The organism is Bacillus sp. ok061, assembly GCF_900108285.1.
Classification (GTDB): domain Bacteria; phylum Bacillota; class Bacilli; order Bacillales; family Bacillaceae_G; genus Bacillus_A; species Bacillus_A thuringiensis_S.
On the sequence record NZ_FNUW01000015.1, the window covers coordinates 117,374 to 139,788 of the forward strand.

Sequence of the window (22,415 nt, forward strand, 5' to 3'; positions counted from 1 at the left end):
CGGCACAGCTGAACTAGAAAAAGTCTAGATCAACAAGAGCAAGCAGCTGCGTTAGCATAAAATAGAGAACCACCTGAAGGAGAGCCTTTAGGTGGTTTTTCTCTTGACTAAAAATAAATAAAATGTGTTACAATGATGATAGAGTATATAGTATGAATTTTGCATAAAATAAAAAAGACAGAAGCCTGAGAAACTTCTGCCTTGTGTAACCTAACTTGCTATTGTGGTGGTAGTAGGTGCGGTTATAAGACAATTACATTAACGTTTTAGCCGAGAACCGCCCTTACCTTTTCCACGAAGCAGGGTGGTTCTCGCTTTTTTGTATACAGAAATTAGCCACGGACCGACGTATCTTCTACCGATGACAACGCCAGCTCCGGTTAGGATACCATACACTAATTTAATTACAAACATCGCGATCATATTATCACCTCCCCCTTTTTTCAAAATGGAAGAGATGATTGCCACACCTACTAGTTATAGCTTATTAAGTTACATTTTAATTGTATTATGTTTTAAAATAGGGAACAAGACATATGGATGAAAATTCCTGTTTTTAAGCAGAGCATTAGTGTCAGGGGACAAGAAGTAAATAAATATTCATAAAAAAACGGTATGGACATTACCATCCGTATTTTTTTATGTATTTATAAAACTTTTCCATACAGTGCGTCGTCTAATATATGGGAAGGAGGAAATGATGTGGATGAATTAACGATAGAAGCGTTTGAAATAGAAGATAAGGAGGAACTTATCGATGAAATAATGAACAAGTATGGACAAGAAGTCCTGCAGCTTGTGTATTCATATGTGAATAATAAAGAGGTTGCGGAGGATGTAACGCAAGATATATTTGTGAAATGTTATAAATCTCTTCATACATATAAAGGGAAATCGAATGTGAAAACGTGGTTATGGAGAATTGCGATCAATCAATGTAAGGACTATGTAAAAAGTTGGTATAACAAAAAAGTTATCGTTACAGAGGATGACTTTACGTATATGGAGAGTCAAAAAGAAAGTGTCGAACAAACAGTTATTCAAAATGTTGAGGATAGTAGGTTGGCTTCTGCAGTAATGAATTTACCGATAAAATATCGAGAAGTCATTTATCTATTTTATTATGAAGAATTATCAATTAAAGAGATTGCTATGGTAATAGACGTAAAGGAAAATACGATAAAAACGAGACTGAAAAAAGCGAAGGAACTTTTGAAGAAAGGATTGGAGGGATAATCAAATGGAAGATCGATTAAAAGGCTTGCGAAAATCAATGGAGAACACAACGTTTAAACATTTGAGTTTTTCTGATCAACATCGAAAGCGGGTGCGCGAAAAAATCAAGCAATCATCCGAAAAGGAAGAAGATATCCTTTTAGCGGTGTTACAACTTCTTATGAATGAAAAAACAGGTTATGAATTGATGCAGTTGCTAAGAGGGAGAGGGATTCAAAAATTCGAAGGTGATGAAGGGTCTCTATACACTTTATTACATCGTTTAGAACAGAACCGCTTTATCCAATCTAGCTGGGATCACGCAGGAGCTAAATATTATCAATTAAATGATAAAGGAAACAAGATGTTGCGAAAGGTAGAGAAAAATGCTATGAAGGCGCGATTTATATTAAAAGGATTAGTACAGGAGTGAGAAAAAATTGAATAAAAAAGGGGAGCATTTTTTAAAAGAAGTTACGAACCATATTAAATCAAAAGAAGCGAAGGACTTGGTGGCAACAGAACTAGACTTTCACTTGAAACAGGCCAAGAATATGTGGGTAGAAAAAGGGTTAAGTGAGGAAGTTGCGGAAGATAAGGCCGTTGAACAAATGGGAAGTCCAATCAAGCTTGGCCAGGAACTTAATAAACTACATAAGCCAAAGGTTGATTGGTTCTTAATTGGTTTATTAGTGGCTGCGATGGGGCTAGGATTTTTGCCAGTTTTAGCTTTTGGATATACGAATGATGTAATAATGAATAAGGTGATATTTGTTATTCTCGGTGTTGTAACAGCTTTTGGGATGATGCTGATTGATTATCGGAAATTAGAGAGAAGGGGAGGGTTGTTTTACACAATCGGAGTACTTATTCTGTTAATGCTATACTGTTTTCCGAACGCTTCGTTGACTGGAGAACCGTTAATAAAAATCGGTCCCATTGAAATTGATTGTTTAATAGCAGTACCGTTCTTTTTTCTAGCGTGGGCTTCTTTTTTCAATAATAGTAGGTTAAAGGTTATGCATCTTGTGGTTTTATATTTATTTTCTTTGTATTTATTTTTGATTGTATCAACCCTTTCGTCAATTTTTGTTTATATGACAATGGTATTCGTTATGCTTTGGTGGAGTAAGTTAGGAAAGAAAACGGCGTTGATTATTACGGTTGTACCCATTTGTTTATTTATTATCAGGGCATCGGTATCCTGGTCTTCAGGATACCACTTAGATAGAATTTTAGGGTATTTAAATCCGGAGAGTGATGCAGGTGGTGCAGGATTTATGTATATACGTTTAAAAGAGGTAATGTCATCGGCTGGTTGGTTTGGTACATCTGGAGATACAAAATTCATCCCTGCTGCGGATACTGATTTTGTATTTGCAAGTTTGACTTACTATTATGGGTATGTGCTTGCGCTAATTCTGGTTTCTGTTCTTTCTCTTTTTGTAGCAAGATTAGTAATCATATCTTATAAAATAAATGACCGATATGGTAAATTGCTTCTCATTGGAGGAATGACTCTTTTTGTAGTCCAGTTTATTTATAACGTGGGCATGATTTTAGGCTTATTGCCGATTGCTGCTATATCATTACCTTTTATTAGTTATGGATTAACACCGACTGTATTCCATGCGCTTTTAATGGGGATTGTGTTAAGTGTATATCGACGTAAAGATATGCCATTTAGAATGAAAAGAACACCTTGATGATTATCAAGGTGTTTTTGTTATAAGCTCAAAACTATCCGAATCAGCCCCAAGCACAAAAGGACTAACTTCGCCAACACTATAAAGTTGCAACTCATGCATTGCGCGCGTACAAGCGGTGTAGAACAATCTACGTACGCTCTCATCACTGTATACATCTTCAGAAGCATCATAAATAATAACAGCGTCAAATTCAATACCCTTCGCTAAATAAGCAGGGATCACGACAATACCTTGCTCATACTCGGCTGAGTTACTCTTCACGAGTTTAATATTCTCGATATGACGGAGTGCTTCGTATGCAGCGGCGCTTTCAGTTGCGGATTTACATATAATTGCGATCGTGTTGTGATTTTGTTTTTGTAGTTCAGCAACTTTAGCAGTAATATGCTCATGAAGTTCGCTGTAATCAGCTACTTTCGTCACTATAGGTTTCTCGCCGTCACGTTCAAAGGCGTGAATGTCTTTTCCTTCTGGTACGAGATTTCGTGTAAATTCAATAATCGGTTTTGTTGAGCGATAGCTACGAGTTAAGTTAATACCGTTCGTTTCATCTGGTCCGTATAAGTTAGTAAGTGTATTGAAATTAACTGTTTCACTTGCATGGGCAAATATTGCTTGGTTAAAGTCCCCGAGTACCGTCATTTTTGCGGCAGGGAAGAGACGTTTTAAAAACTCGAACTGGAACGGAGAGTAATCTTGTGCTTCATCTACGAGTACATGTTTAATCGATCTATTCGTTTGGAAGCCTTCAATTAATTCTTTTAAAAGTAAAAATGGAGTCGCATCCTCGTAATATAGATTTCCTTCATCGAGCATGTTCACTGTTAATGAGCAAATGTCATCCCATTCTTTCGGTTTTTCTCCAGTAACCCATGATGCATCTATGAAAAGTTGTTTATATATGCCTGTAAAATTGATAAAGCGCAATGTTTGAACGCCTTTACGAAGAGGCTTCAATTTTTTACGGACAATCATACGTCCGAGTACTTTCGTTTCTTTCTCATAATCATTAAAGGAGTTGTCGTCAAACTCGCCTTTTTTCTGCAAGTATTTATAAGCCTTTTGATATTCATCTTTACTAAGTAATTCAATTTCTTCTTCTACCCAAGGCTTTTTCAGTTCTGCTTTTTCAAGTGCATCTATTTGCTTATTTAGCCAATCCGTTAACTTCTCAATTCGACTATGGAAGCGGAGGGAGGAGTCGGTATTGTAAAATTGCTCTGTAATTTCTTTAGCAGAGGCAATCAGTTTTCCTCTAAATTTCATTCCTCTAAATAGCATGCCTGAAGTTTCAAGAGATTGTCTGTACGTTCTAATCATTTCGAAAAATTGAGTGGATGCTTTAAATCGGATGCTCGTATTTCTAATTTTGTAATTTGCGCTATTTGTTTCAGTTAGCATATATTCTAATTGTTCGTAAGGATCTTCCACATCAAATGACTTACTTAGTCTATGGTTTAAATATTCTTGGAATGTTACTTGCTGCATATTTTCTTCACCGAGTTCAGGTAGTACGTTAGATACGTAGCTATTGAACATAGAGTTAGGGGAGAAGAGAATAATTTGATCCGCTTTTAGCCATTCGCGATATTTATATAGTAAGTAGGCGATTCGCTGCAGGGCAGCTGATGTTTTACCACTACCAGCAGCTCCTTGAACGATAAGGAGTCGGCCTTCATCGTGACGGATAATTTCATTTTGTTCACGCTGAATCGTAGCGACGATGCTCTGCATATGTTTGTTTGTACCTTTTCCGAGCGCTTGTTGCAGAATTTCATCACCGATTGTGAGGCTCGTATCGAACATGGAATCAATCTCGCCATTTTGAATAATGTATTGTAATTTTTTCTCCACATTACCGCGAATTACGCCTCCTGGTGTGTTGTACTCAGCCGGTCCTGGTGGATAGTCGTAATAAACACTTGAAATTGGGGCGCGCCAGTCATAAATAAGAAAGTTTTCTCCGCTTGCATCAGTAAGGGTAGAAACACCGATATAGATTTGTTCTGCGGCAGGTTCGCCTTCTTCAGTAAAATCGATGCGTCCGAAGTAAGGTGCTTTTTGCATACGTCGCAGCGCGGCAAGTCGATTAAAGGTGTGCTTATGGGTAATTTGTGTGACAGCTAGTGACTGAGCTTGTTGTCTTAAGTTGATAACTGTTTCAAGATAATCATCAAAAGTATCCGTGTTCACTTTCACATCATCCCAAAAGTGTTTACGAATATTGATTACTTCTGCCCGGCGTCTGCCGGTTTCGTTTTCCAGCTTATCAATTTGCTGCGTAATCGTTTCGATTACGGTATCCAATCGTTTTTGCTCTAGATCAAGTTTTTTGTTCATACGTAAGCACTCCTTTAAAAGTGAAAAATAGAGATTGACTGAAGAAAGATTTTGTTGTACAATTAAGATACGGATAAATACGTTCTGTGTATTTTAGAAAACGTGTTTCTGTACTAATTTAACATAGTTTCTTAATTTAATCAATAATGATGAGATAAACCCTTGGTTCCACGCGTTGTGAATCAAGGGTTTTTTGTTTTTCTGTAAGAAAGAATTGTGATTTTACCGAGGATGATCTAAGTAAAGCGTAGAAAAAATCAGGAATAGGGGATACTGATGGAAAAATATTTTGAGGAAGCACATCGTTTTTGTTCTCGTAATAGAAAGCGCTTAGAAAAGGATGTTATATGTGGTTGTTTTTATTGTTTGGAAATTTTTAATCCAGAAAAAATTACAGAGTGGTGGGATGATGATAACACAGCAGTTTGTCCGCATTGTGGGATTGACTCTATTATAGGGGGAAGTTCAGGAGTTAGAATCACAGAAATGTTTTTAAGTGAAATGCATAAAAGATGGTTTTAGTTAAACGAATGACAAAATAAACTTTCGGTAACGAAGATAGTGTAAAACTAACTAAGATTTTACACTATCCATAAAATAAAAAAACGTTATCCTTTCTATAGCATCGAAGAGCCAATCATGTAATTTCGTTTACCCAATCTGTACACAATTTACCCTGAGAAGAGGGGACATAAAAAAAGCTCGGGCTAAGCCCGAGCTTTTCATTATTTCTTTTCTTCTTTTTTATCGTCAGCTTTTTGCTCTTTGAAAAGATCTTTTAAATCTTTATCGTCAACTTTTACGTCAGCTTTTTTGATTTCTTTCATCATTAAGTCATTCATAAATTGAGCATCTTGCGTTTTTTCTTGAGCTAGTGATTTTTTAATATCAGCTTTTGATTTATCGAAAGTTGCATCTGCGTGATTATCAGTTACTTTGATAATATGGTAACCGAATTGTGTTTTTACAGGTTCGCTTACTTCATCTTTTTTCAACTTTTGAGCTGCTTCTTCAAATTCTTTTACCATTTTCCCTGGTCCGAAGAATCCTAAGTCGCCACCTTTTTCTTTTGAACCTGTATCTTCAGAGTATTGTTTTGCTAATTCTTCGAAAGATTTACCTTGAGCAAGTTCATCTTTCACTTTTTTAGCAGTTTCTTCATCTTTTACAAGGATATGACTTGCTTTAATTTCTTTTTTATAATCCTCGAATTTTGCTTTTACATCTTTATCAGTAATCGATTGTTCAACCGCTTTTTCTTGAGCTAATTGAGCACGCACACTATTTTTGATAGTTTCTTCTTTAATACCTTGTTGTTTCATTAGTGTATCGAATTGATCACCGTATTGTTTTTTCATTTCATCGAACTTTTTGTCTACATCTTTGTCTTCAACTTTGTAGTTTTTAATAAGTACTTTTTCCATAACCATGTTGTTTAGTACTTGTTTACCAGCTTGTGTCTTCATTTGATCGTAGAATTCTTCTTTTGTAATGTCACCAGCTTTAGATGTAACGATTTTGTCTGATGATGATGTTCCACATGCTGATAATGCGATTACACTTGTTGCGGCTAAGGCAAGCATAGCTTTCTTCATTCGATAAACACTCCTACTATTATGTATTTTTAATTTATCCTACACCGATGAATTTTAAATTCATAAGAGCCCGATTAAGTCTCACTGATACTTTTGCTTTTTTGTATTGGTAAAGCGCGCTTAACAGGGCTTACCGTGGCTGAGGATAAAGTTTTGATGAATGTTTTGTTCTATAGTATAAGCAATATGTACAAAATTTAATATATCATATTTCGACGCGTTTTCATATTGATAAAGAAAAATTAACCAGTACGTGTCAGATTTTGAAAGTGTGCCATATTGGGCGTATGCCGCATATACAGAATAGAGGAGGGGATGGGGATGAATTCTCAACTTATTTTATTACTTGTACTGTTTATTTTATTGGTTATAGTAGGTATAATTTGCTTATAGAGGAAAAAAATGAGGAAGGGGCTTTCCTTCCTCACTTTCCATGAAATATAATTTCTATATAACTAGAAATTAATAAAATTGTTATACATACATTAATAACCCGAAAGACACTGGGCTGGCGGCTCGCAGCTATTTGTTTTCGTTCACACAGTGTATGTGTCATGAAATTCGTGTAAAATATAACAAGAAGTGCGAATGCGACAAAAACAACTGTTATAAGTGTCATGAGGCGAGACCTCCTTTTGGCTAAAATACATATACATATATTGTATCACACGATATTTTGTTCGTGTTACAAAATTCAGAAATAGAAGACTTTGTGTTAGAAAGTGAGGGAGAAAATGGACGTTGTTAGAAGATTAGAACAAGCTGAATACTACGTAGACCTACTATTTAAAATGATTGATGAAGAGAAGTGTCCATTTTATTCTTTGATCATAAAGAAAAAAGCTCGTAAAAAAGATATTGAACGTATACTAAATCTTTGCGAAAAACTGAACGAGCAATATGTAGTGGAGAAAGCAGAAGGGCTTCTTTTGTTCGATGCGCTGTTAAATCAATTTGAAAAAGCGCTTCCACATCAGCTCGAAGTACACGAAACTGCGGAAGCGCTAGCAAAACAAGGTTTATTTAAGCCGCTTATGAATGAATTCTTAAGCATGATTGCGAAAAAATAAATAGATTATTTCTTAACTAACTTTTGATCGGATTCTGTAAAGTTCTCTTCAATATCTTCTAATGATTTCTCAAAAATATCGATAAAGTCTTGTCCGTAAATATTACGCAGGATTGCAATCAGTTCGATATTTTCTGGGAACTTCCCATAAAAATTACGAAGTGCAAGAGCCCCATTAAACACTGAATTATTTTCAGGATCATACTCTTCCATTAAGCGAAGTAGTAATTCTTCCCCTTTGTCTGTAATTTCAATGTACGTATTTCGTTTATCATCTTCCTTTTTTGAGAATACAAGATAGCCGCGTTCTTCCAGCTTTTTCGAGAAGTTAAACGCTGTTGATACGTGCATAACTCCAAACTTAGCAATCTCAGAAATAGAAGCCCCTTTTAAATGATAAGCGATTGTTAAAATATGATGTTCATTAATATTTAAATCGTAAGGTTTAATCCACTGCTGCCAATCTTTCTCTACACATTTCCATAACGCTTTCGATAATTGAGCAATGCGTTGGCTGAAAATCATCGCTTCTTTTACCGAGTAATCTTTTTCTCCACTTTTCATTTACTCACCCACTTTAACATTCTTTTTCATTACTATCTATTATGCCAGTAAAATAAAAATTAATAAAGTCTTTTTGTAAGAATTGTGAAAATTTTTTAACAAAATGACATTCTATACAAATCATGCATAACTATGGAAGCGTTTTATGAGTCGTAAATACATGCGTTGTCCTTACATGTTAATTGATAACATATATTGTAAATGCATAAAAACACGGCATATCTATACGATATGCCGTGTCAAGGTCAATTTATATAAAAAATATTTGTTATATGCAAAAAACTAAGCAGGAATTTGTTTACGCTTTTTCTGGAACAGCTTCTTGCAGTTTCTCAATTGACTTTTGGATGTCCAAAATTTCTTTCTCAATATGGCGCTTGTTTTGAGAAATATCTTGTTTCCAGTTAGAAAGCGTGTCTTGCATGTCATCTTTTAGTTCTTGAAACACTTCTTTACCTTCTGAAGCAGTTTCAACAATTTGACGCTTTAATAATTTCGTATCAGCTGTAATATCAGCTAAAGTCTTTTTAATATCATTTCCTTTTTCTTTTAACTTGCCGCGCATGTCTTTACCAGAAGAAGGAGTTGAGAAAAGAACGGCTAGTCCAGCAACTGCTCCCCCGCAAATAACACCTGTAATAAAGGATTTAGCTTTTGACATAAAAGGAGACCTCCTTATTTTTTGTTCGTATTCATGATGTAAAACAATATGCATATCTTTCTTATATGTGCTATGCACAAACAATCATCCCTGAGCATTTTAAGTGAAGAAACAAGCCATGCGGAATTTGATGACTTCAGGGAAGTGGCTTGTTATGTATTACGCCTTCTTATAGTGTCATTATTTCACACTATTTGCAATTGTACTTGCGATGTTTTGTAAACTTTCCATAGTGTATTCATTTTGGTGTGATTTCCAAACAGCACCGAAACCATCTTTTTCACCGTAGCGTGGAATTAAATGAAGGTGGAAGTGGAACACAGTTTGTCCAGCTTTTTCACCGTTATTGTTAAGTAGGTTAAAGCCAACTGGATTAAACTCTGCTTTAATCGCATTTGAGATTTTTGGAACGACAGAAAAAATGTGTGATGCGATTTCTGGCGTTAACGCAAAAATGTCTTGTTTGTGAACTTTCGGAATAACAAGAGTATGTCCTTTTGTTACTTGACTAATATCTAAAAATGCAAGCACATGTTCATCTTCGTATACTTTTGAGCAAGGGATTTGCCCGTCAATGATTTTACAAAAAATACAATTGTCTGCTGTATGATTCATTGATCTCATCCTTTCAAATATCCTTAGCCGTATTTTACCATAATTACATAAGAGAACAAACACGAAAAACAGGAAGCTGACTCAGCTTCCTGTTTTCTGAAGAGGGATTGAAAAAGCATTATCGTAATTTACGTTTCGCAGACACCTCATTTATTTAAGAAATGCACGGTAAATCGGCTAAAGTTTCTGCCGTAGACACCCCATTTTCAAGTGAAATGAATTGCAATCTTTTTTTAAAATGAAATTGTTTATTTTTTAAAACAGTATATGCTCTTTCGGAGACACCCCGTTTCGAAAATGAAACAAATAATCTGGTTATGTGTAAATTTCATTGTCCAACATGGACACCCCATTTCATGATGACTTCACTATGTTGTTGTACTCATCAATTGGTGGTTGCTTTTTCAATGTGTTCCTTCTTCAATAATTATGATGTCCGCTTTCGGGAAAATATATGCTAATAAATTTAAATTTTTTTTTTGAGTACATGGATACTATGTAGTACAGCATAATTTTTGGTAAGATGAATATAGAATGAATACTAATGAAGAAAGTGGTGTCGTATGAGCGAGTTATTGCGTGTAGAAAATGTTACAGGAGGATATACGAAACGACCTGTATTAAAAGACGTTTCGTTCTCTGTTAATAAAGGCGAACTTGTCGGCTTAATCGGTTTAAATGGAGCTGGTAAAAGTACGACGATTAAACATATTATCGGTTTAATGGAACCGAAAAAAGGAACTGTCACAATTAATGGGAAAACAATTCGTGATGATATGACAGCGTACCGTTCTAGCTTTTCATTCATTCCAGAAACGCCGGTATTATATGATGAATTAACGTTAGAAGAGCATTTGAAATTAACAGCGATGGCGTACGGCGTCGATGAAAAACAATATGAAGAACGTGTAGGACAACTATTACATGAATTTCGCATGAAAAATCGTTTAAAATGGTTTCCATCTCATTTCTCAAAAGGGATGAAACAAAAAGTAATGATTATGAGCGCGTTTTTAGTTGAGCCATCTCTTTACATAGTAGACGAACCTTTCGTTGGATTAGATCCGTTAGCAATTCAATCTCTTCTTCAAATGATGGATCAAATGAAAAAGAGTGGAGCCGGTATTTTAATGAGCACACATATTTTAGCGACGGCAGAGCGTTATTGTGATTCGTTCATTATTCTGCATCAAGGTGAAGTAAGAGCGAAGGGAACATTAGCTGAACTGCAATCACAGTTTAATATGCCAGGTGCAACGTTAGATGATATTTACATCGCGCTAACAAAGGAAGAAGATTATGAATAGCACAGCGTTATGGAAAGAACGATTTCGTCACTTTCTAAAAGAAGTTCGTACATATAGTAAATACGTATTTAATGATCATTTGAAATTTATTTTCGTGTTCATCATCGGTGCGGGAGCGTATTATTACCAGCAATGGTTACAAACGTTAACATCTTCCTTTCCAACTGCGCTCGTAATGGCAGTATTAATTGGACTCGTGTTAACAGCTGGATCCATTCAAACGTTATTAAAAGAAGCGGATCTCGTTTACTTACTGCCAGTTGAAGAAAAGTTAAAACCTTACTTCACCAAGGCATTTCTTTTTACATTTATGATTCAGTTATACATGATCGCAATCGTAGCAGCTGCGCTTGCTCCGTTATACTTCCAACAAATGAAGCAAACAGGTGCTGGATACATTTGGATCGTCCTCGCATTTGTCATTGTAAAAGCGTGGAATTTATTTGTAGCGTGGGAAAAGTCATTTTTAACAGATCAAAATATACAAAGGGCTGATTGGTTTATTCGTTTTATCCTAAACGGTTTATTTGTATATTTCCTTGTAGAACGTACTTCAGTTCTTTTCATTGGCGGAATCGTTCTGCTCATGGTGTTATATCTTGCTATCATGCATCAAATGGTAAAAGGAAAGCCGCTAAACTGGGAGTATTTAATTTCTGAAGAAGGTAAGAAAATGATGCTGCTGTACCGAATTGCGAATATGTTCGTTGATGTACCAGCATTAAAAGAAAGAGTATCTCGCCGAAAATGGCTGGATTTCATTCTGTCGATAATCGGCGAAAAGCGTACATATTTATACTTATATACGAGAACGTTTTTAAGATCAGGTAACTATTTTGGATTATATGTGCGTTTGCTCGCTCTTGGAGGAGTTATTCTTTACTTCATTCCATTTTTATATGGGCGATTTATCGTAAGTTTTATCTTCCTATACTTAATCGGCTATCAGCTATTAACTTTATGGAAGCATCACCGCATGAAGATTTGGCTTGATTTGTATCCGGTCAGGGGAGAAGAGAAGAAGAAAGATTTTCTTGTCTTATTAAATGCAATCCTTATTATCGGCAGCATTGTATTTACAGTTATATTCGCCTTTGCGACGAAAGATTTCATGATGACGGGAATTTTATTAGTCGTAAGCATAGTATTTAGTATCGGTTTCGTTTATCAATACGGGGCGAAACGTATTGAGCGTTTAAATTGAAGGGAATGAACCTATGATTACATATGAAGAAAAGGTTATAAAAGAGCTGGAGCAGTGGAAAGCTACATTCATGAAAGATTCTTCTATGATGACACGGTTCTCTAAGAAAGTGCAGATGAAAGTACAACAGCTCATTCCGGCGAAAGTACAAAAAGTGCTAACAGAGACGATCCGGATGATGGTACAAACAATTAGCGCCGGGTCAAACTTTATAAAGCCGAAGCTAAAAGAGACGACATGGTCACTGCAAAGACGTGACGATGAAGTTCGTAAAAAAATGGATGAGTACAAAAAAATAGCAGCGGCAGAAGGAGCAGGGACTGGAGCTGGTGGTATTCTCCTCGGTCTTGCTGACTTTCCGCTTTTACTCGGCATTAAAATTAAATTTTTATTCGATGCAGCAACATTGTACGGATTTGATACGAGCGACAAAGAAGAGCGCCTTTTTATCCTTCACGTTTTCCAGCTTGCCTTTTCAAGTGACGACCACCGAAAAGAAATATGGAAAGCAATCGAAACATGGGATACAGAAGAAGAAAATCATATGGACTGGGAAAAGTTCCAAACAGAGTACCGAGACTATATCGATTTAGCAAAAATGCTTCAGCTCGTACCCATAATCGGTGCCCCGGTCGGCGCGTATGCGAACTATCAATTGCTGCAAAGGCTTGGAGAAGTGACGATGAATTGTTATCGTATGCGATTGCTAAATAGAAAGTAAAAAAGCATCCTAAATGTGTGATTTAGGATGCTTTTTTTAGAAGTTAATTCCGCTATAGCCAACTCCGACTACAATCAATATGATAAAGAGTACAATAATGGATGGAACTCCGCTTTTATTATCGTGACCATCCTCATCGCCGCCTTTATCCCGCTGTTTATGGAGGGTGATTAAAGTTTCACTTTATCAAGAACTTCCTGTGTAAACTCTTATTAACTTGCAAATTATTCAGTTTCATTTTATAATTTACTTACCGACCGGTAAGTAAAAATAAGTGAGGTACAGTATGACAAAGAATTTACAAACATCACAAAACATTGTAGAGGCATCATTTAAACTCATGGCAGAGCACGGCATTGAGAAGATGAGCCTTTCCATGATTGCGAAAGAGGTAGGTATTTCAAAACCGGCTATTTATTATCATTTTTCTTCTAAAGAAGCGTTAGTTGATTTTTTATTTGAAGAGATTTTTTCTGATTATCATTTTGCAAATTACTTCGATAAAGAGCAGTATACGAAAGAAAACTTTGCAGAAAAGCTAATCGCAGATGGTTTACATATGCTTTCTGAGTATGAAGGGCAAGAAGGAATACTACGCGTTATCAATGAATTTATCGTAACTGCATCGCGAAATGAAAAGTATCAGAAACGATTATTTGAAATACAAGAGGATTTCTTACATGGTTTCCACGATTTATTGAAGAAAGGCGCGAGACTGGGCGTTGTGTCACAACATGCAACGGAAGAAAATGCTCATACGCTAGCGCTCGTGATCGATAATATGAGCAATTATATGCTCATGGGATTTCAGTTAAAATATAAAGAAATTTGGATTCGAAATGTGAAAAGCGTCATGAAGGAGGAGTAAAAATGAAAATGCAAAAAAACTGGTGGCTCGGTTTTCTTGGATTCATTGGAGTTTATAAAATTCCAGGTATGATAGAGGCTTTTCAAGCAGATGGAAGTTGGATGAAGTTAATCGGTTTCATTTGGCTACTTTGGTTTGGATATTTTATTCCAGAGAGGAAAGAAGATTGAATTTTAATTTTCTGTAAAGTTATGTAAAATATAGATTGAGAGTATTCGTATATTAGATTACTAGATTTGGAGTGGTTACATGGATCCATTGAAAAATGAAATTAACCCTGACATGGTCAAGGTGTGGAAAGTTCGTGCTGTAATTGAAGAAGGGATCGGTATACTCGTCATTTTAGCTTACCTTTTTCTCATGATAAAGTTTGATTGGTGGGCGTGGATTTTGTATGTGATGATTGGGCTAACAGTTGTGTTCGCGCCATTTTCGTACTTCTTATTCCCGAAACTACGTCAACGTTATTACAGCTACCAACTAAATGAAGAAGAGCTTGAAATTCAGCACGGTCTTTTCGTCGTAAAGCGTGTATTAGTACCGATGATTCGTGTGCAGCACGTTACGATTGAACAAGGACCAATTATGAGAAAATACGGATTAGCAGAATTACACATTTCAACAGCAGCAACTTCTCATAGCATCCCAGGTTTAACGATGTATGAAGCTGAAATGTTGAAAACGAAAATCGCAGAATTAGCGAAAGTGAGTGATGAGGATGTATAAGAGGCAGCATCCAATCACGATGTTATTAGAATTAAAAATAACAGATTTTATACCACTCATTATTTTTATGTTTAGCTTAAACGGAAAATTCCCGTTTTGGTATTTAATTCCCGCAGGATTCGGTTTACTCACCGTCTTTTCAGCGTTTGAAAAATGGTATTACACAACATATTGGGTTGAAAATAACGTATTACATGTGAAAAAAGGTCTCTTCGTGAAAAAGGAGAGCTACTTAAATAAAGAACGTGTTCAAACGATTAATACAAGTTCTAACGTACTATATCAAATACTCGGTTTGAAAAAAATTCAGATTGAAACAGCTGGCGGAGGCGATGAAGCAGAAGTTAGCTTAGCTGGAATTACGGTAGAAGAAGCGACGGAGCTTATTACTTTGCTAAATGAGCCAACTCCAGAAGCGAAAGCAGAAAAAACGTTAGACGAAGCAGCAGAAAATACAGTAGAAAAAGCAATCGTTACAGAGGAAAAGCAAACGACAGAGTACAAGTTAACGTGGAAAGAGATTTTAATAGCGTCTGTTACATCTGGTCAATTTGGAGTATTATTCTCTTTAATCTTTTTCGTTTATCACCAAGTAGATGAGTATATTCCGAAATGGATAAAAAATAGTGTGACGTCATATGTAATGGACCACGATATATATGGCTGGATTTATATGGTAGCTGTTTTACTTGTTGTTTCTTGGATGATATCTACAATTGGCTACGCGTTAAAACACGGTAACTTCACAGTAAATCGAAAAAATGATGAAGTCCGTATTTGCCAAGGGCTACTGGAAAGAAAAGAACTCGTACTAAAGCTACACCGTATTCAAGGGATTACGATAAAAGAAGGCATTTTACGCCAACCGTTCGGTTATTGTGCTGTGCAAGTAGAAGTCATTCAAAGTGAGGGAAAAGAAGAAAAAGTTACACTGCATCCTATCATTCGAAAAGATCGAGTGCAACAGTTACTCGCGCATTTACAATTACCATACGAACTGAATGCAAATATTACTTCGTTACCAAAAGCAGCATTACGCCGCTATCTTATTGATAGTTTCATCTTTTTCGCTATGTTCGCAATCCCGCTTACTGGAATAAGCATATATTTTGAAAAGTATTACATCATGTGGGCATTACTACCGCTTGCAATCTTTATCTTTACACTTGGCTACGCAACATTTAAAACAAATGGTTACAGTGTTAACGGAGAACAAATTACACTTGTCTATCGTAGCGTCGGAAAATATACAGGACTTATTAGAAGAAGACACGTCCAATCAATGGAGAAAACGCAATCCTATTTCCAGCGCCGGGCAGGTTTATGTACGTATAAGTTTTCTAGTGCATCATCTAGTTATAAAATAGAGCATACGAGAGTAGAAGATGCGGAGAGAATGCAGGCTTGGTATAAGAAGAAAATAAATGAGAAATAACCAGAGAAAGCTTGCCTATTATGAAGGGCAAGCTTTTTTGTTATAGGGAAAAGAGTGGTTTAATCCATTTATTAGTACAACTACAGCACACATGTATCAATACGCATGAAAAAAGGTAATATGCTTCTGTTTTAGGGAAATATGTGGGATTTTTGATATAAATGGTATAATAAAATGGAAATAATATTAGGAGGTTATATATGATAAGTCAGTTGAAAAGAGAAGCACTTGATGCATTAAAAGGAAGATGGGGATTAGCGGTAGGGGCAACCTTATTAATTGGAATCCTTATTGGAGCTGTTGAAATGCTAACAACAGGTATTTTCTCGATATTTTGGGGTTGGGAAGAAGCAAGTGATTCACTTACAGTAAGTATTATTGTAATGCTTGTTATAGGTCCATTAACAATAGGTGCCTATTATCTTGTTTTAAATGCAATTCGTGGGACTGATGCTCGCATTGGTCATATATTTAGATGGTTTAGCGATGGAAGTAAGTTGATGAAGTCGTTTTTAACATATTTATTAATGTATGTATACTTGACTCTATGGACATTACTTCTTATTATTCCAGGTATTATTAAATCATTTTCTTATTCTATGACATATTTTATTTTGAATGATCATCCAGAATATACAGCGAATCAAGCGATTACTGAAAGTCGTCGTATGATGAACGGGCATAAAATGGATTACTTTTTACTATGCTTAAGTTTCTTAGGTTGGTTCATTTTAAGTATTCTTACTGTAGGAATCGGTTTCTTATGGTTAGCACCTTATTTCTACGCGACATCAGCCGCATTTTATGAAGAGATTTCAAAAGAATATTATAAAAAAGAAGGCACTACCTTCTAATAAAACATATAAACCATCTGTTCCCTATATTCTTTAGGGGGAGGTGGTTTTCTTTTTTGAGGACTCTGTCTAAAAAATAGGTAAAATTATTTTTAGGAAAAATAAAAGGAGTAACATAAATGAAATATACTTATCCATGTTGCGGGATAAAGTAAATTTCACTAATGGATATATTAGGAATAAATACAAAAGTATAGATGTATAGTCAACTTTGTGTATTTAATGTTATCATATTGAATGATATGGAAATTTTAAATAGAATAAGTAACTAAAAATTCAAAGGTAATGAAGCTTTTGTTGTATAAAGAAAATACTTAGTAGTAATCAACAATATTAAAAATAAGATTCGTATTTATATAAATTTAGTAGAAATGGGGTTTTAAAAAGGAATGAGTATAAGCATAACGCGGCAAAAGATTTTGGCGGCCGCTTCTCAAATTGTGCAATGTAAAGGGGTTGCTAAATTAACCTTAGAAGCAGTGGCAAAAGAGGCGGGTGTAAGTAAAGGTGGATTATTGTATCACTTTTCAAATAAAGAAGCTTTAATAGAAGGTATGATAGTCAGAGGGGTAGAGGATTATGAGGGGGCCATTTACAATAAAGTAGCGGAAGACTCAGAGAAGAAAGGGAGATGGGTTCGCTCTTTTGTAGAGGAAAGATTAAGTAATGAGAGAAGAACAGAAGAGTTGTCTAGTAGTATGATGGCAGCATTCATGTTAAAACCTGAATTACTTGAGCCATTACAACAATCATTTCAGCAACTGCAAAAGAATATAGAAAACGATGAGATAGATTCAGTTTGTGCAACAATTATTAGATTAGCAGCAGATGGATTATGGTATTCGGAATATTTAGGGGTTGGCAGACTAAGCCCCGAGTTAAGAGAAAAAGTGATTCAAGCTCTTATTGGTAATTCATATAAATAGAATATACGAACTATATAATGTGAAAACAATTCACCATTACTTATTTAATGTAGTGGTGAATTGTTTTTTTTATTAGAAAAATAGAACAATTTTATAGAGTATTGAATTATAACCGTCCAGACGGTATAGTAATATTTGGTTTAAGAGGAAAATGAAACAAAAAAAGAATAAAAGATATTTTTAGCACACTATTCGAAAGGATAGGCCGCAAAGCTTAGAGTCTACGGTAATACATATTGGTTACTAAGATCGTCTGGTTGCACATTTTTGATGCAACCGGACGGTCTTTTTTTGTTATATAAATATAAAAAAATAGGAGGGAACTATGCAAATGAAAAGTACTAAAAGGCATATTTCAATGGTTTCATTAGTTTTTCTAGTATTATTTTCAGTGCTGAATGTGTGGGCTCCAGTTATTCAAGCTGCTGTGATGAAAAGTCCAGTGGACGAAATTAATATTTCCCGTACTGACGGCACGACATCTGAACCGTATCAAGCCTCAGATGGTATGAAAGTAGAAGTGAAGTGGTCAGCTAAAGAAAAAATAAAAAGTGGAGATCAATTCACAATTGATATGCCAAAAGAGTTTCGAAAAGACCTTATGAATATGAGTTTTCCTTTAAAAGATGCTGAAGGAAAAACAGTTGGTACATGTGAGATGAAAAAGGGTCTATTAACGTGTACTATGGGTGATTACGTAGAAGGAAAGAATAACATTAAAGGTTCTTTATTCGTAGAATTCTACTTTGGTCTAGAAGCATATGATGGTGTTAAAGAAATTCCATTAGAATTTAACGTTGATGGTCAAATCGTCAATAAAGAAGTAAATGTAAGTAATACGACAGAGAGACCGAAGCCACAGCCCAATACAGATAATCTATTGAAATGGGGTTCTTATAATCAAGAAGATCCTTCGATTGCTGATTGGCTTGTATATGTAAATGCAACTGGAACAGAAATGCAAGATCTTAAATTAACAGATACATTAGGACCTGGGCATGAGTTAATTACAGACAGCGTAGTATTAGAAGAGGCTGTATTTGAAGATGGTTATGCACCAACAAATATTAAGCCAGCAGATTTATCTAACATTAAAATAAATGCAACGAAGACTGGATTTACAATTGAGTTTCCAGACAGTTCAAAAGGTTATATTTTAAGATATAAAACAAAGATTACTAATCCTGCTGCAAAGCCTCATAAAAATACTGTGAAATTAGAAGGTAAAAATATTAAAACTGAAGAAAAAGTAGGACAAGTATTTGTAAGTGGTGGGGGAGGATCCGGTTCAGGTGACAATAATCCACCTAGCATTGAAAAAAATATAGTTGATGAGAATGGCAAGCTTGTAGAGAATGAGCAGTTAACACAAATGGATCAAGTTATTCAATACCAAGTTGGTACACATATACCGAACGATCCTCCTAAATACACATCTATGGTAATTAGTGATGATTTAGAAGATGTTTTAGAAGTATTAGAGGCAAAAGTGTATGATCAAAATGGCCAAGATATTACTTCTAAAGGAACGTTAAATATAGATAAACAAAGAAGTGAAGTAACATTTACGTTTGGTGAGAGTTTTGACTATAAGTCATATGAAGACCAGATAATTAATCTTAGTATCAAGGCGAAAATTAAAAATAATGCAGACTTATCTTCTTACGTAGATAAGAAGATTCCTAATAAAGCGGAATTGCATTTTGATGATAAAACATTAACATCAAAAGAAGTAACTATTACACCGCCTGAAGCTCCAAAAGATGGTACAGTATTGATTCATAAAACAGATTCTGAGAATCCGAATAAAGGGTTAAAAGGTGCAGAATTTGAAGTTCGAAATAGTGCAAATGAAGTTGTTGCAACACTGAAAACGGACGAAAAAGGTTTTTCAGTACCTCAAACTTTAGCTCCTGGGACGTATAAAGTTTATGAAACAGTGGCGCCAGAAGGATATCAAAAATTAACAAGCCCAGTAGAGGTTACACTTCAAGCTGGAGAAACAAAAACAATTGAAATTAAAAACACTATGCAAAAGGGTCAAATTGAAGTAAAGAAAATTGATTCGGAAAATGGTGAAAAACCATTAGCAAATGCAGAGTTTGATATAGTAAAAGACGGTGTAGTAGTCGAACATATTGTTACAGATAAAGATGGTAAGGCAATCTCTAAACCATTAGCACCAGGAAAATATATTTTAAAAGAAACAAAAGCACCTGAAGGCTACCAATTAAAAGAAACAGAGTTCGAAGTAAATGTAACAGGGGACGGCATATTCCCAATACAAGTGGAAAATGCAATGGTAGACAAAGGTAATATAGAAATTACAAAAGTGGACAAAGAAAACGGGGCAGTATTAGCCGGTGTCGAATTTGAAGTCCAAGATGAGAAAGATGGCGTAGTAAGAAAAGTAGTAACAGATAAAGATGGAAAAGCAAACGTTTCAGATCTATCAGTAGGAAAGTACAAATTAGTAGAGACGAAAAGCTTACCAGGTTACAAAAATCTAACAGAACCAGTATTATTTGAAATTACAAAAGGTATGACAAAAGCTTTATCAATAAAAGTAGAAAATGAGCAGTTAGACAAAGGCTCAGTAGAAATTACAAAAATAGATAAAGATAGTCAAAAAGTATTAGAAGGCGTAGTCTTCGAAGTGCAAGATGAGCAAGGAAAAGTAGTAACAGAAGTAAAAACAGATAAATATGGTAAAGCAAAAATCTCAGATTTATCAGTAGGAAAGTACAAATTAGTAGAGACGAAAAGCTTACCTGGCTACAAAAAGCTAACAGAACCAGTATCATTCGAAATTACAAAAGGTATGACAACAGTCCTATCATTGAAAGTAGAAAATGAACAGTTAGATAAAGGTTCAGTAGAAATTACAAAAGTAGATAAAGACAACAAAAAAGCATTAAAAGGCGTAGTCTTTGAAGTGCAAGATGAAGCTGGAACAGTAGTAAAGGAAGTAAAAACAGATAAAGATGGTAAAGTAAAAATCTCAGATCTATCAGTAGGAAAGTACAAATTAGTAGAGAAAGAAAGTTTACCAGGCTATAAGAAACTAACAGATCCAGTATTATTTGAAATCAAAAAAGGCATGACTGAAGTTCTATCATTAAAAATAGAAAATGAAATGTTAGATACGGGAAATGTAGAGATAACAAAGATAGATAAAGATAATAAAGCACCGTTAGCGGGAGTAACATTCATCGTCCAAGATGAAAAGGGTAATGAAGTTACAAAAGTAACGACAGATAAAGATGGAAAAGCAAATGTTTCAGATTTACCTGTAGGAAAGTATGAATTAGTAGAGGTAGAAAGTTTACCTGGTTATAAAAAGCTAGAAAAACCAGTATCATTTGAAATCAAAAAAGGCATGACCGAGGTTCTATCATTAAAAGTAGAAAATGAAATGGTGGATACAGGGAATGTAGAGATAACAAAAATAGATAAAGATAGTAAAGCTCCATTAGAAAATGTTGTATTTGAAGTACGTGATTCAAAAGGAAAAGTAGTTGCGAAAGTAACGACGGATAAAGAAGGAAAAGCAAACGTTTCAGATTTACCTATTGGGAAGTATGAGTTGGTGGAAGTAGAAACACCGGCAGGATACAAACCACTAGAAAAGCCAATTTCATTCGAAATTGAAAAGGGTAGAGTAACAGCGCTAAAGCTAACAGTAGAAAATGAATTAGTGGATACAGGAAATGTAGAAATTACAAAAGTAGATAAAGAAAATAAAGATGCTTTAGCTGATGCAGTATTTGAGATTCAAGATGCAGCAGGACAAGTAGTCGCTAAAATAACGACAGATAAAAAAGGACAAGCACAAGTTACTAATTTATCAGTCGGCACATACAAGTTAGTAGAAGTAAAGGCACCAAAAGGGTATAAACAATTAGTAGATCCGATTACTTTCCAAATTGAAAAAGGCATGACAAAATCTCTTGCTTTAACAGTAGAAAACGAAATGTTAGACAAGGGAAATGTGGAAGTAACAAAAGTAGATAAAGATAGTCAAAAAGTATTAGAAGGCGTAGTCTTCGAAGTTCAAGACGACAAAGGCAAAGTAGTAACAGAAGTAACGACAGATAAAGATGGAAAAGCAAACGTTTCAGATCTATCAGTAGGAAAATACAAATTAGTAGAGACGAAGAGCTTACCAGGTTACAAAAAATTAACGGAACCAGTATCATTCGAAATCAAAAAAGGTATGACGAAAGTCTTATCACTGAAAGTAGAGAACGAACTGTTAGATAAAGGTTCAGTAGAGATTACAAAAGTAGACAAAGAAAGTGGCGCAGTATTAGCGGGCGTAACATTCGAAGTGCAAGATGAAAAAGATAAAGTAGTAACAAAAGTAACGACAGATAAAGATGGAAAAGCAAACGTTTCAGAGTTATCAGTAGGAAAATATAAGCTAGTAGAGGTAGAAAGCTTACCAGGATATAAAAAATTAGCAAAACCAGTATCGTTTGAAATTAAAAAAGGTATGACAGAAGTTTTATCATTAAAAGTAGAGAATGAACAGTTAGATAAAGGTTCAGTAGATATTACAAAAGTGGACAAAGACAGCCAGAAGGCATTAGAAGGCGTAACATTC

General features: G+C 35.1%; 24 protein-coding genes and 1 riboswitch. Of the genes, 16 read left to right on the forward strand and 8 right to left on the reverse strand.

Annotation, left to right across the window (positions count from 1 at the left end):
• Nucleotides 1–258 precede the first annotated feature (258 nt).
• On the reverse strand, nt 259–423 hold the full coding sequence (locus C4S65_RS34510; protein ID WP_000561154.1) for a hypothetical protein: 165 nt from the start codon (nt 421–423) through the stop codon (nt 259–261).
• Nucleotides 424–702: 279 nt separating this feature from the next.
• Here C4S65_RS34510 and C4S65_RS19915 point away from each other — a divergent pair, with 279 nt between their 5' ends.
• Genes C4S65_RS19915 through C4S65_RS19925 form a run of 3 tightly spaced genes read left to right on the forward strand, consistent with a single transcriptional unit; the run spans nt 703 to nt 2,921 of the window.
• Nucleotides 703–1,236, forward strand: coding sequence for a sigma-70 family RNA polymerase sigma factor (locus C4S65_RS19915; protein WP_086407074.1), 534 nt, complete (start codon nt 703–705; stop codon nt 1,234–1,236).
• Nucleotides 1,237–1,240: 4 nt separating this feature from the next.
• A complete protein-coding gene (locus tag C4S65_RS19920) occupies nt 1,241–1,648 on the forward strand; it encodes a PadR family transcriptional regulator (protein WP_029442067.1) in 408 nt (135 codons plus the stop codon).
• A 7-nt stretch (nt 1,649–1,655) separates the two neighbouring features.
• Nucleotides 1,656–2,921, forward strand: coding sequence for an FtsW/RodA/SpoVE family cell cycle protein (locus C4S65_RS19925; RefSeq protein WP_043935328.1), 1,266 nt, complete (start codon nt 1,656–1,658; stop codon nt 2,919–2,921).
• Nucleotides 2,922–2,927: 6 nt separating this feature from the next.
• Here the strand turns inward: C4S65_RS19925 and helD are convergent, their stop codons facing one another.
• Nucleotides 2,928–5,264, reverse strand: coding sequence for an RNA polymerase recycling motor HelD (gene helD / locus C4S65_RS19930; protein WP_098838425.1), 2,337 nt, complete (start codon nt 5,262–5,264; stop codon nt 2,928–2,930).
• 276 nt (nt 5,265–5,540) lie between these two features.
• On the opposite strand from helD, the gene C4S65_RS19935 reads away from it, so the two are divergent.
• The gene (locus tag C4S65_RS19935) at nt 5,541–5,786 is read left to right on the forward strand and encodes a cytoplasmic protein (RefSeq protein ID WP_098838426.1); all 246 of its coding nucleotides are present in this window, start codon (nt 5,541–5,543) and stop codon (nt 5,784–5,786) included.
• A 203-nt stretch (nt 5,787–5,989) separates the two neighbouring features.
• On the opposite strand, the gene prsA is transcribed toward C4S65_RS19935, so the two are convergent.
• Nucleotides 5,990–6,859 carry a peptidylprolyl isomerase PrsA gene (gene prsA, locus C4S65_RS19940; RefSeq protein ID WP_000710062.1) on the reverse strand — a complete coding sequence of 290 codons (870 nt, stop codon included), beginning with the start codon at nt 6,857–6,859 and terminating at the stop codon, nt 5,990–5,992.
• A 279-nt stretch (nt 6,860–7,138) separates the two neighbouring features.
• On the opposite strand from prsA, the gene C4S65_RS35700 reads away from it, so the two are divergent.
• Nucleotides 7,139–7,252 (forward strand): hypothetical protein, encoded by a 114-nt coding sequence (locus tag C4S65_RS35700; RefSeq protein WP_002023459.1) that lies wholly within the window; start codon nt 7,139–7,141, stop codon nt 7,250–7,252.
• A gap of 31 nt (nt 7,253–7,283) precedes the next feature.
• Here C4S65_RS35700 and C4S65_RS19950 read toward each other — a convergent pair whose 3' ends face one another.
• Entirely contained in the window at nt 7,284–7,478 is a 195-nt protein-coding gene (locus tag C4S65_RS19950) for a hypothetical protein (protein WP_000172691.1), read from the reverse strand.
• A gap of 115 nt (nt 7,479–7,593) precedes the next feature.
• Here C4S65_RS19950 and C4S65_RS19955 point away from each other — a divergent pair, with 115 nt between their 5' ends.
• The gene (locus tag C4S65_RS19955; RefSeq protein ID WP_000383657.1) at nt 7,594–7,929 is read left to right on the forward strand and encodes a DUF1878 family protein; all 336 of its coding nucleotides are present in this window, start codon (nt 7,594–7,596) and stop codon (nt 7,927–7,929) included.
• 5 nt (nt 7,930–7,934) lie between these two features.
• On the opposite strand, the gene C4S65_RS19960 is transcribed toward C4S65_RS19955, so the two are convergent.
• The 3 genes from C4S65_RS19960 to C4S65_RS19970 all read right to left on the reverse strand — a co-directional run bounded on the left by C4S65_RS19960 (nt 7,935) and on the right by C4S65_RS19970 (nt 9,768).
• Nucleotides 7,935–8,492: an HTH-type transcriptional regulator Hpr gene (locus C4S65_RS19960; protein ID WP_000834924.1), complete on the reverse strand. Its 558-nt coding sequence runs from the start codon at nt 8,490–8,492 to the stop codon at nt 7,935–7,937.
• A gap of 298 nt (nt 8,493–8,790) precedes the next feature.
• A complete protein-coding gene (locus tag C4S65_RS19965; protein WP_000030302.1) occupies nt 8,791–9,153 on the reverse strand; it encodes a YtxH domain-containing protein in 363 nt (120 codons plus the stop codon).
• A gap of 180 nt (nt 9,154–9,333) precedes the next feature.
• Nucleotides 9,334–9,768: an HIT family protein gene (locus C4S65_RS19970; RefSeq protein WP_098838427.1), complete on the reverse strand. Its 435-nt coding sequence runs from the start codon at nt 9,766–9,768 to the stop codon at nt 9,334–9,336.
• A gap of 563 nt (nt 9,769–10,331) precedes the next feature.
• On the opposite strand from C4S65_RS19970, the gene ecsA reads away from it, so the two are divergent.
• The 3 genes from ecsA to ecsC are packed head-to-tail and all read left to right on the forward strand — an operon-like array spanning nt 10,332 to nt 13,000.
• Nucleotides 10,332–11,075: an ABC transporter ATP-binding protein EcsA gene (gene ecsA, locus C4S65_RS19980; RefSeq protein WP_001292597.1), complete on the forward strand. Its 744-nt coding sequence runs from the start codon at nt 10,332–10,334 to the stop codon at nt 11,073–11,075.
• A complete protein-coding gene (gene ecsB, locus C4S65_RS19985; RefSeq protein WP_097821136.1) occupies nt 11,068–12,279 on the forward strand; it encodes an ABC transporter permease EcsB in 1,212 nt (403 codons plus the stop codon). Before ecsA ends, ecsB begins: the two co-directional genes overlap by 8 nt.
• A gap of 13 nt (nt 12,280–12,292) precedes the next feature.
• Complete coding sequence (ecsC, locus tag C4S65_RS19990) at nt 12,293–13,000, forward strand: ecs operon protein EcsC (protein ID WP_097821135.1); 708 nt, start codon at nt 12,293–12,295, stop codon at nt 12,998–13,000.
• Between the two features lie 36 nt (nt 13,001–13,036).
• Here the strand turns inward: ecsC and C4S65_RS35305 are convergent, their stop codons facing one another.
• A complete protein-coding gene (locus C4S65_RS35305) occupies nt 13,037–13,171 on the reverse strand; it encodes a sporulation protein YjcZ (protein ID WP_097821138.1) in 135 nt (44 codons plus the stop codon).
• A gap of 115 nt (nt 13,172–13,286) precedes the next feature.
• On the opposite strand from C4S65_RS35305, the gene C4S65_RS20000 reads away from it, so the two are divergent.
• The 7 genes from C4S65_RS20000 to C4S65_RS20030 form a co-directional block, all read left to right on the forward strand.
• Complete coding sequence (locus tag C4S65_RS20000; RefSeq protein WP_000164835.1) at nt 13,287–13,868, forward strand: TetR/AcrR family transcriptional regulator; 582 nt, start codon at nt 13,287–13,289, stop codon at nt 13,866–13,868.
• 2 nt (nt 13,869–13,870) lie between these two features.
• A complete protein-coding gene (locus tag C4S65_RS34515; RefSeq protein WP_000783816.1) occupies nt 13,871–14,038 on the forward strand; it encodes a hypothetical protein in 168 nt (55 codons plus the stop codon).
• Nucleotides 14,039–14,117: 79 nt separating this feature from the next.
• A complete protein-coding gene (locus C4S65_RS20010) occupies nt 14,118–14,594 on the forward strand; it encodes a PH domain-containing protein (RefSeq protein ID WP_000371370.1) in 477 nt (158 codons plus the stop codon).
• Nucleotides 14,587–16,029: a PH domain-containing protein gene (locus C4S65_RS20015; RefSeq protein ID WP_098838428.1), complete on the forward strand. Its 1,443-nt coding sequence runs from the start codon at nt 14,587–14,589 to the stop codon at nt 16,027–16,029. Before C4S65_RS20010 ends, C4S65_RS20015 begins: the two co-directional genes overlap by 8 nt.
• Nucleotides 16,030–16,229: 200 nt before the next feature.
• Complete coding sequence (locus tag C4S65_RS20020; protein ID WP_000625402.1) at nt 16,230–16,883, forward strand: DUF975 family protein; 654 nt, start codon at nt 16,230–16,232, stop codon at nt 16,881–16,883.
• 389 nt (nt 16,884–17,272) lie between these two features.
• Nucleotides 17,273–17,809, forward strand: coding sequence for a TetR/AcrR family transcriptional regulator (locus tag C4S65_RS20025; RefSeq protein ID WP_000028019.1), 537 nt, complete (start codon nt 17,273–17,275; stop codon nt 17,807–17,809).
• Nucleotides 17,810–17,981: 172 nt separating this feature from the next.
• A riboswitch (cyclic di-GMP riboswitch) is annotated at nt 17,982–18,074 on the forward strand.
• A 60-nt stretch (nt 18,075–18,134) separates the two neighbouring features.
• On the forward strand, nt 18,135–22,415 hold a 4,281-nt coding region (locus C4S65_RS20030; RefSeq protein ID WP_103945411.1), incomplete at its 3' end, for a SpaA isopeptide-forming pilin-related protein.

Bases quoted from the DNA above. Each gene is read 5' to 3' on its own strand.
- C4S65_RS20010 (WP_000371370.1), top strand. From the start codon at position 14,118: ATGGATCCATTGAAAAATGAAATTAACCCTGACATGGTCAAGGTGTGG.
- C4S65_RS20020 (WP_000625402.1), top strand. From the start codon at position 16,230: ATGATAAGTCAGTTGAAAAGAGAAGCACTTGATGCATTAAAAGGAAGA.
- ecsC (WP_097821135.1), top strand. From the start codon at position 12,293: ATGATTACATATGAAGAAAAGGTTATAAAAGAGCTGGAGCAGTGGAAA.
- ecsB (WP_097821136.1), top strand. From the start codon at position 11,068: ATGAATAGCACAGCGTTATGGAAAGAACGATTTCGTCACTTTCTAAAA.
- C4S65_RS20025 (WP_000028019.1), top strand. From the start codon at position 17,273: ATGAGTATAAGCATAACGCGGCAAAAGATTTTGGCGGCCGCTTCTCAA.
- C4S65_RS34515 (WP_000783816.1), top strand. From the start codon at position 13,871: ATGAAAATGCAAAAAAACTGGTGGCTCGGTTTTCTTGGATTCATTGGA.
- C4S65_RS34510 (WP_000561154.1), bottom strand. From the start codon at position 423: ATGATCGCGATGTTTGTAATTAAATTAGTGTATGGTATCCTAACCGGA.
- helD (WP_098838425.1), bottom strand. From the start codon at position 5,264: ATGAACAAAAAACTTGATCTAGAGCAAAAACGATTGGATACCGTAATC.
- C4S65_RS19920 (WP_029442067.1), top strand. From the start codon at position 1,241: ATGGAAGATCGATTAAAAGGCTTGCGAAAATCAATGGAGAACACAACG.
- C4S65_RS20015 (WP_098838428.1), top strand. From the start codon at position 14,587: ATGTATAAGAGGCAGCATCCAATCACGATGTTATTAGAATTAAAAATA.
- C4S65_RS19950 (WP_000172691.1), bottom strand. From the start codon at position 7,478: ATGACACTTATAACAGTTGTTTTTGTCGCATTCGCACTTCTTGTTATA.
- prsA (WP_000710062.1), bottom strand. From the start codon at position 6,859: ATGAAGAAAGCTATGCTTGCCTTAGCCGCAACAAGTGTAATCGCATTA.
- ecsA (WP_001292597.1), top strand. From the start codon at position 10,332: ATGAGCGAGTTATTGCGTGTAGAAAATGTTACAGGAGGATATACGAAA.
- C4S65_RS19955 (WP_000383657.1), top strand. From the start codon at position 7,594: ATGGACGTTGTTAGAAGATTAGAACAAGCTGAATACTACGTAGACCTA.
- C4S65_RS19960 (WP_000834924.1), bottom strand. From the start codon at position 8,492: ATGAAAAGTGGAGAAAAAGATTACTCGGTAAAAGAAGCGATGATTTTC.
- C4S65_RS19970 (WP_098838427.1), bottom strand. From the start codon at position 9,768: ATGAATCATACAGCAGACAATTGTATTTTTTGTAAAATCATTGACGGG.
- C4S65_RS19935 (WP_098838426.1), top strand. From the start codon at position 5,541: ATGGAAAAATATTTTGAGGAAGCACATCGTTTTTGTTCTCGTAATAGA.
- C4S65_RS19965 (WP_000030302.1), bottom strand. From the start codon at position 9,153: ATGTCAAAAGCTAAATCCTTTATTACAGGTGTTATTTGCGGGGGAGCA.
- C4S65_RS20000 (WP_000164835.1), top strand. From the start codon at position 13,287: ATGACAAAGAATTTACAAACATCACAAAACATTGTAGAGGCATCATTT.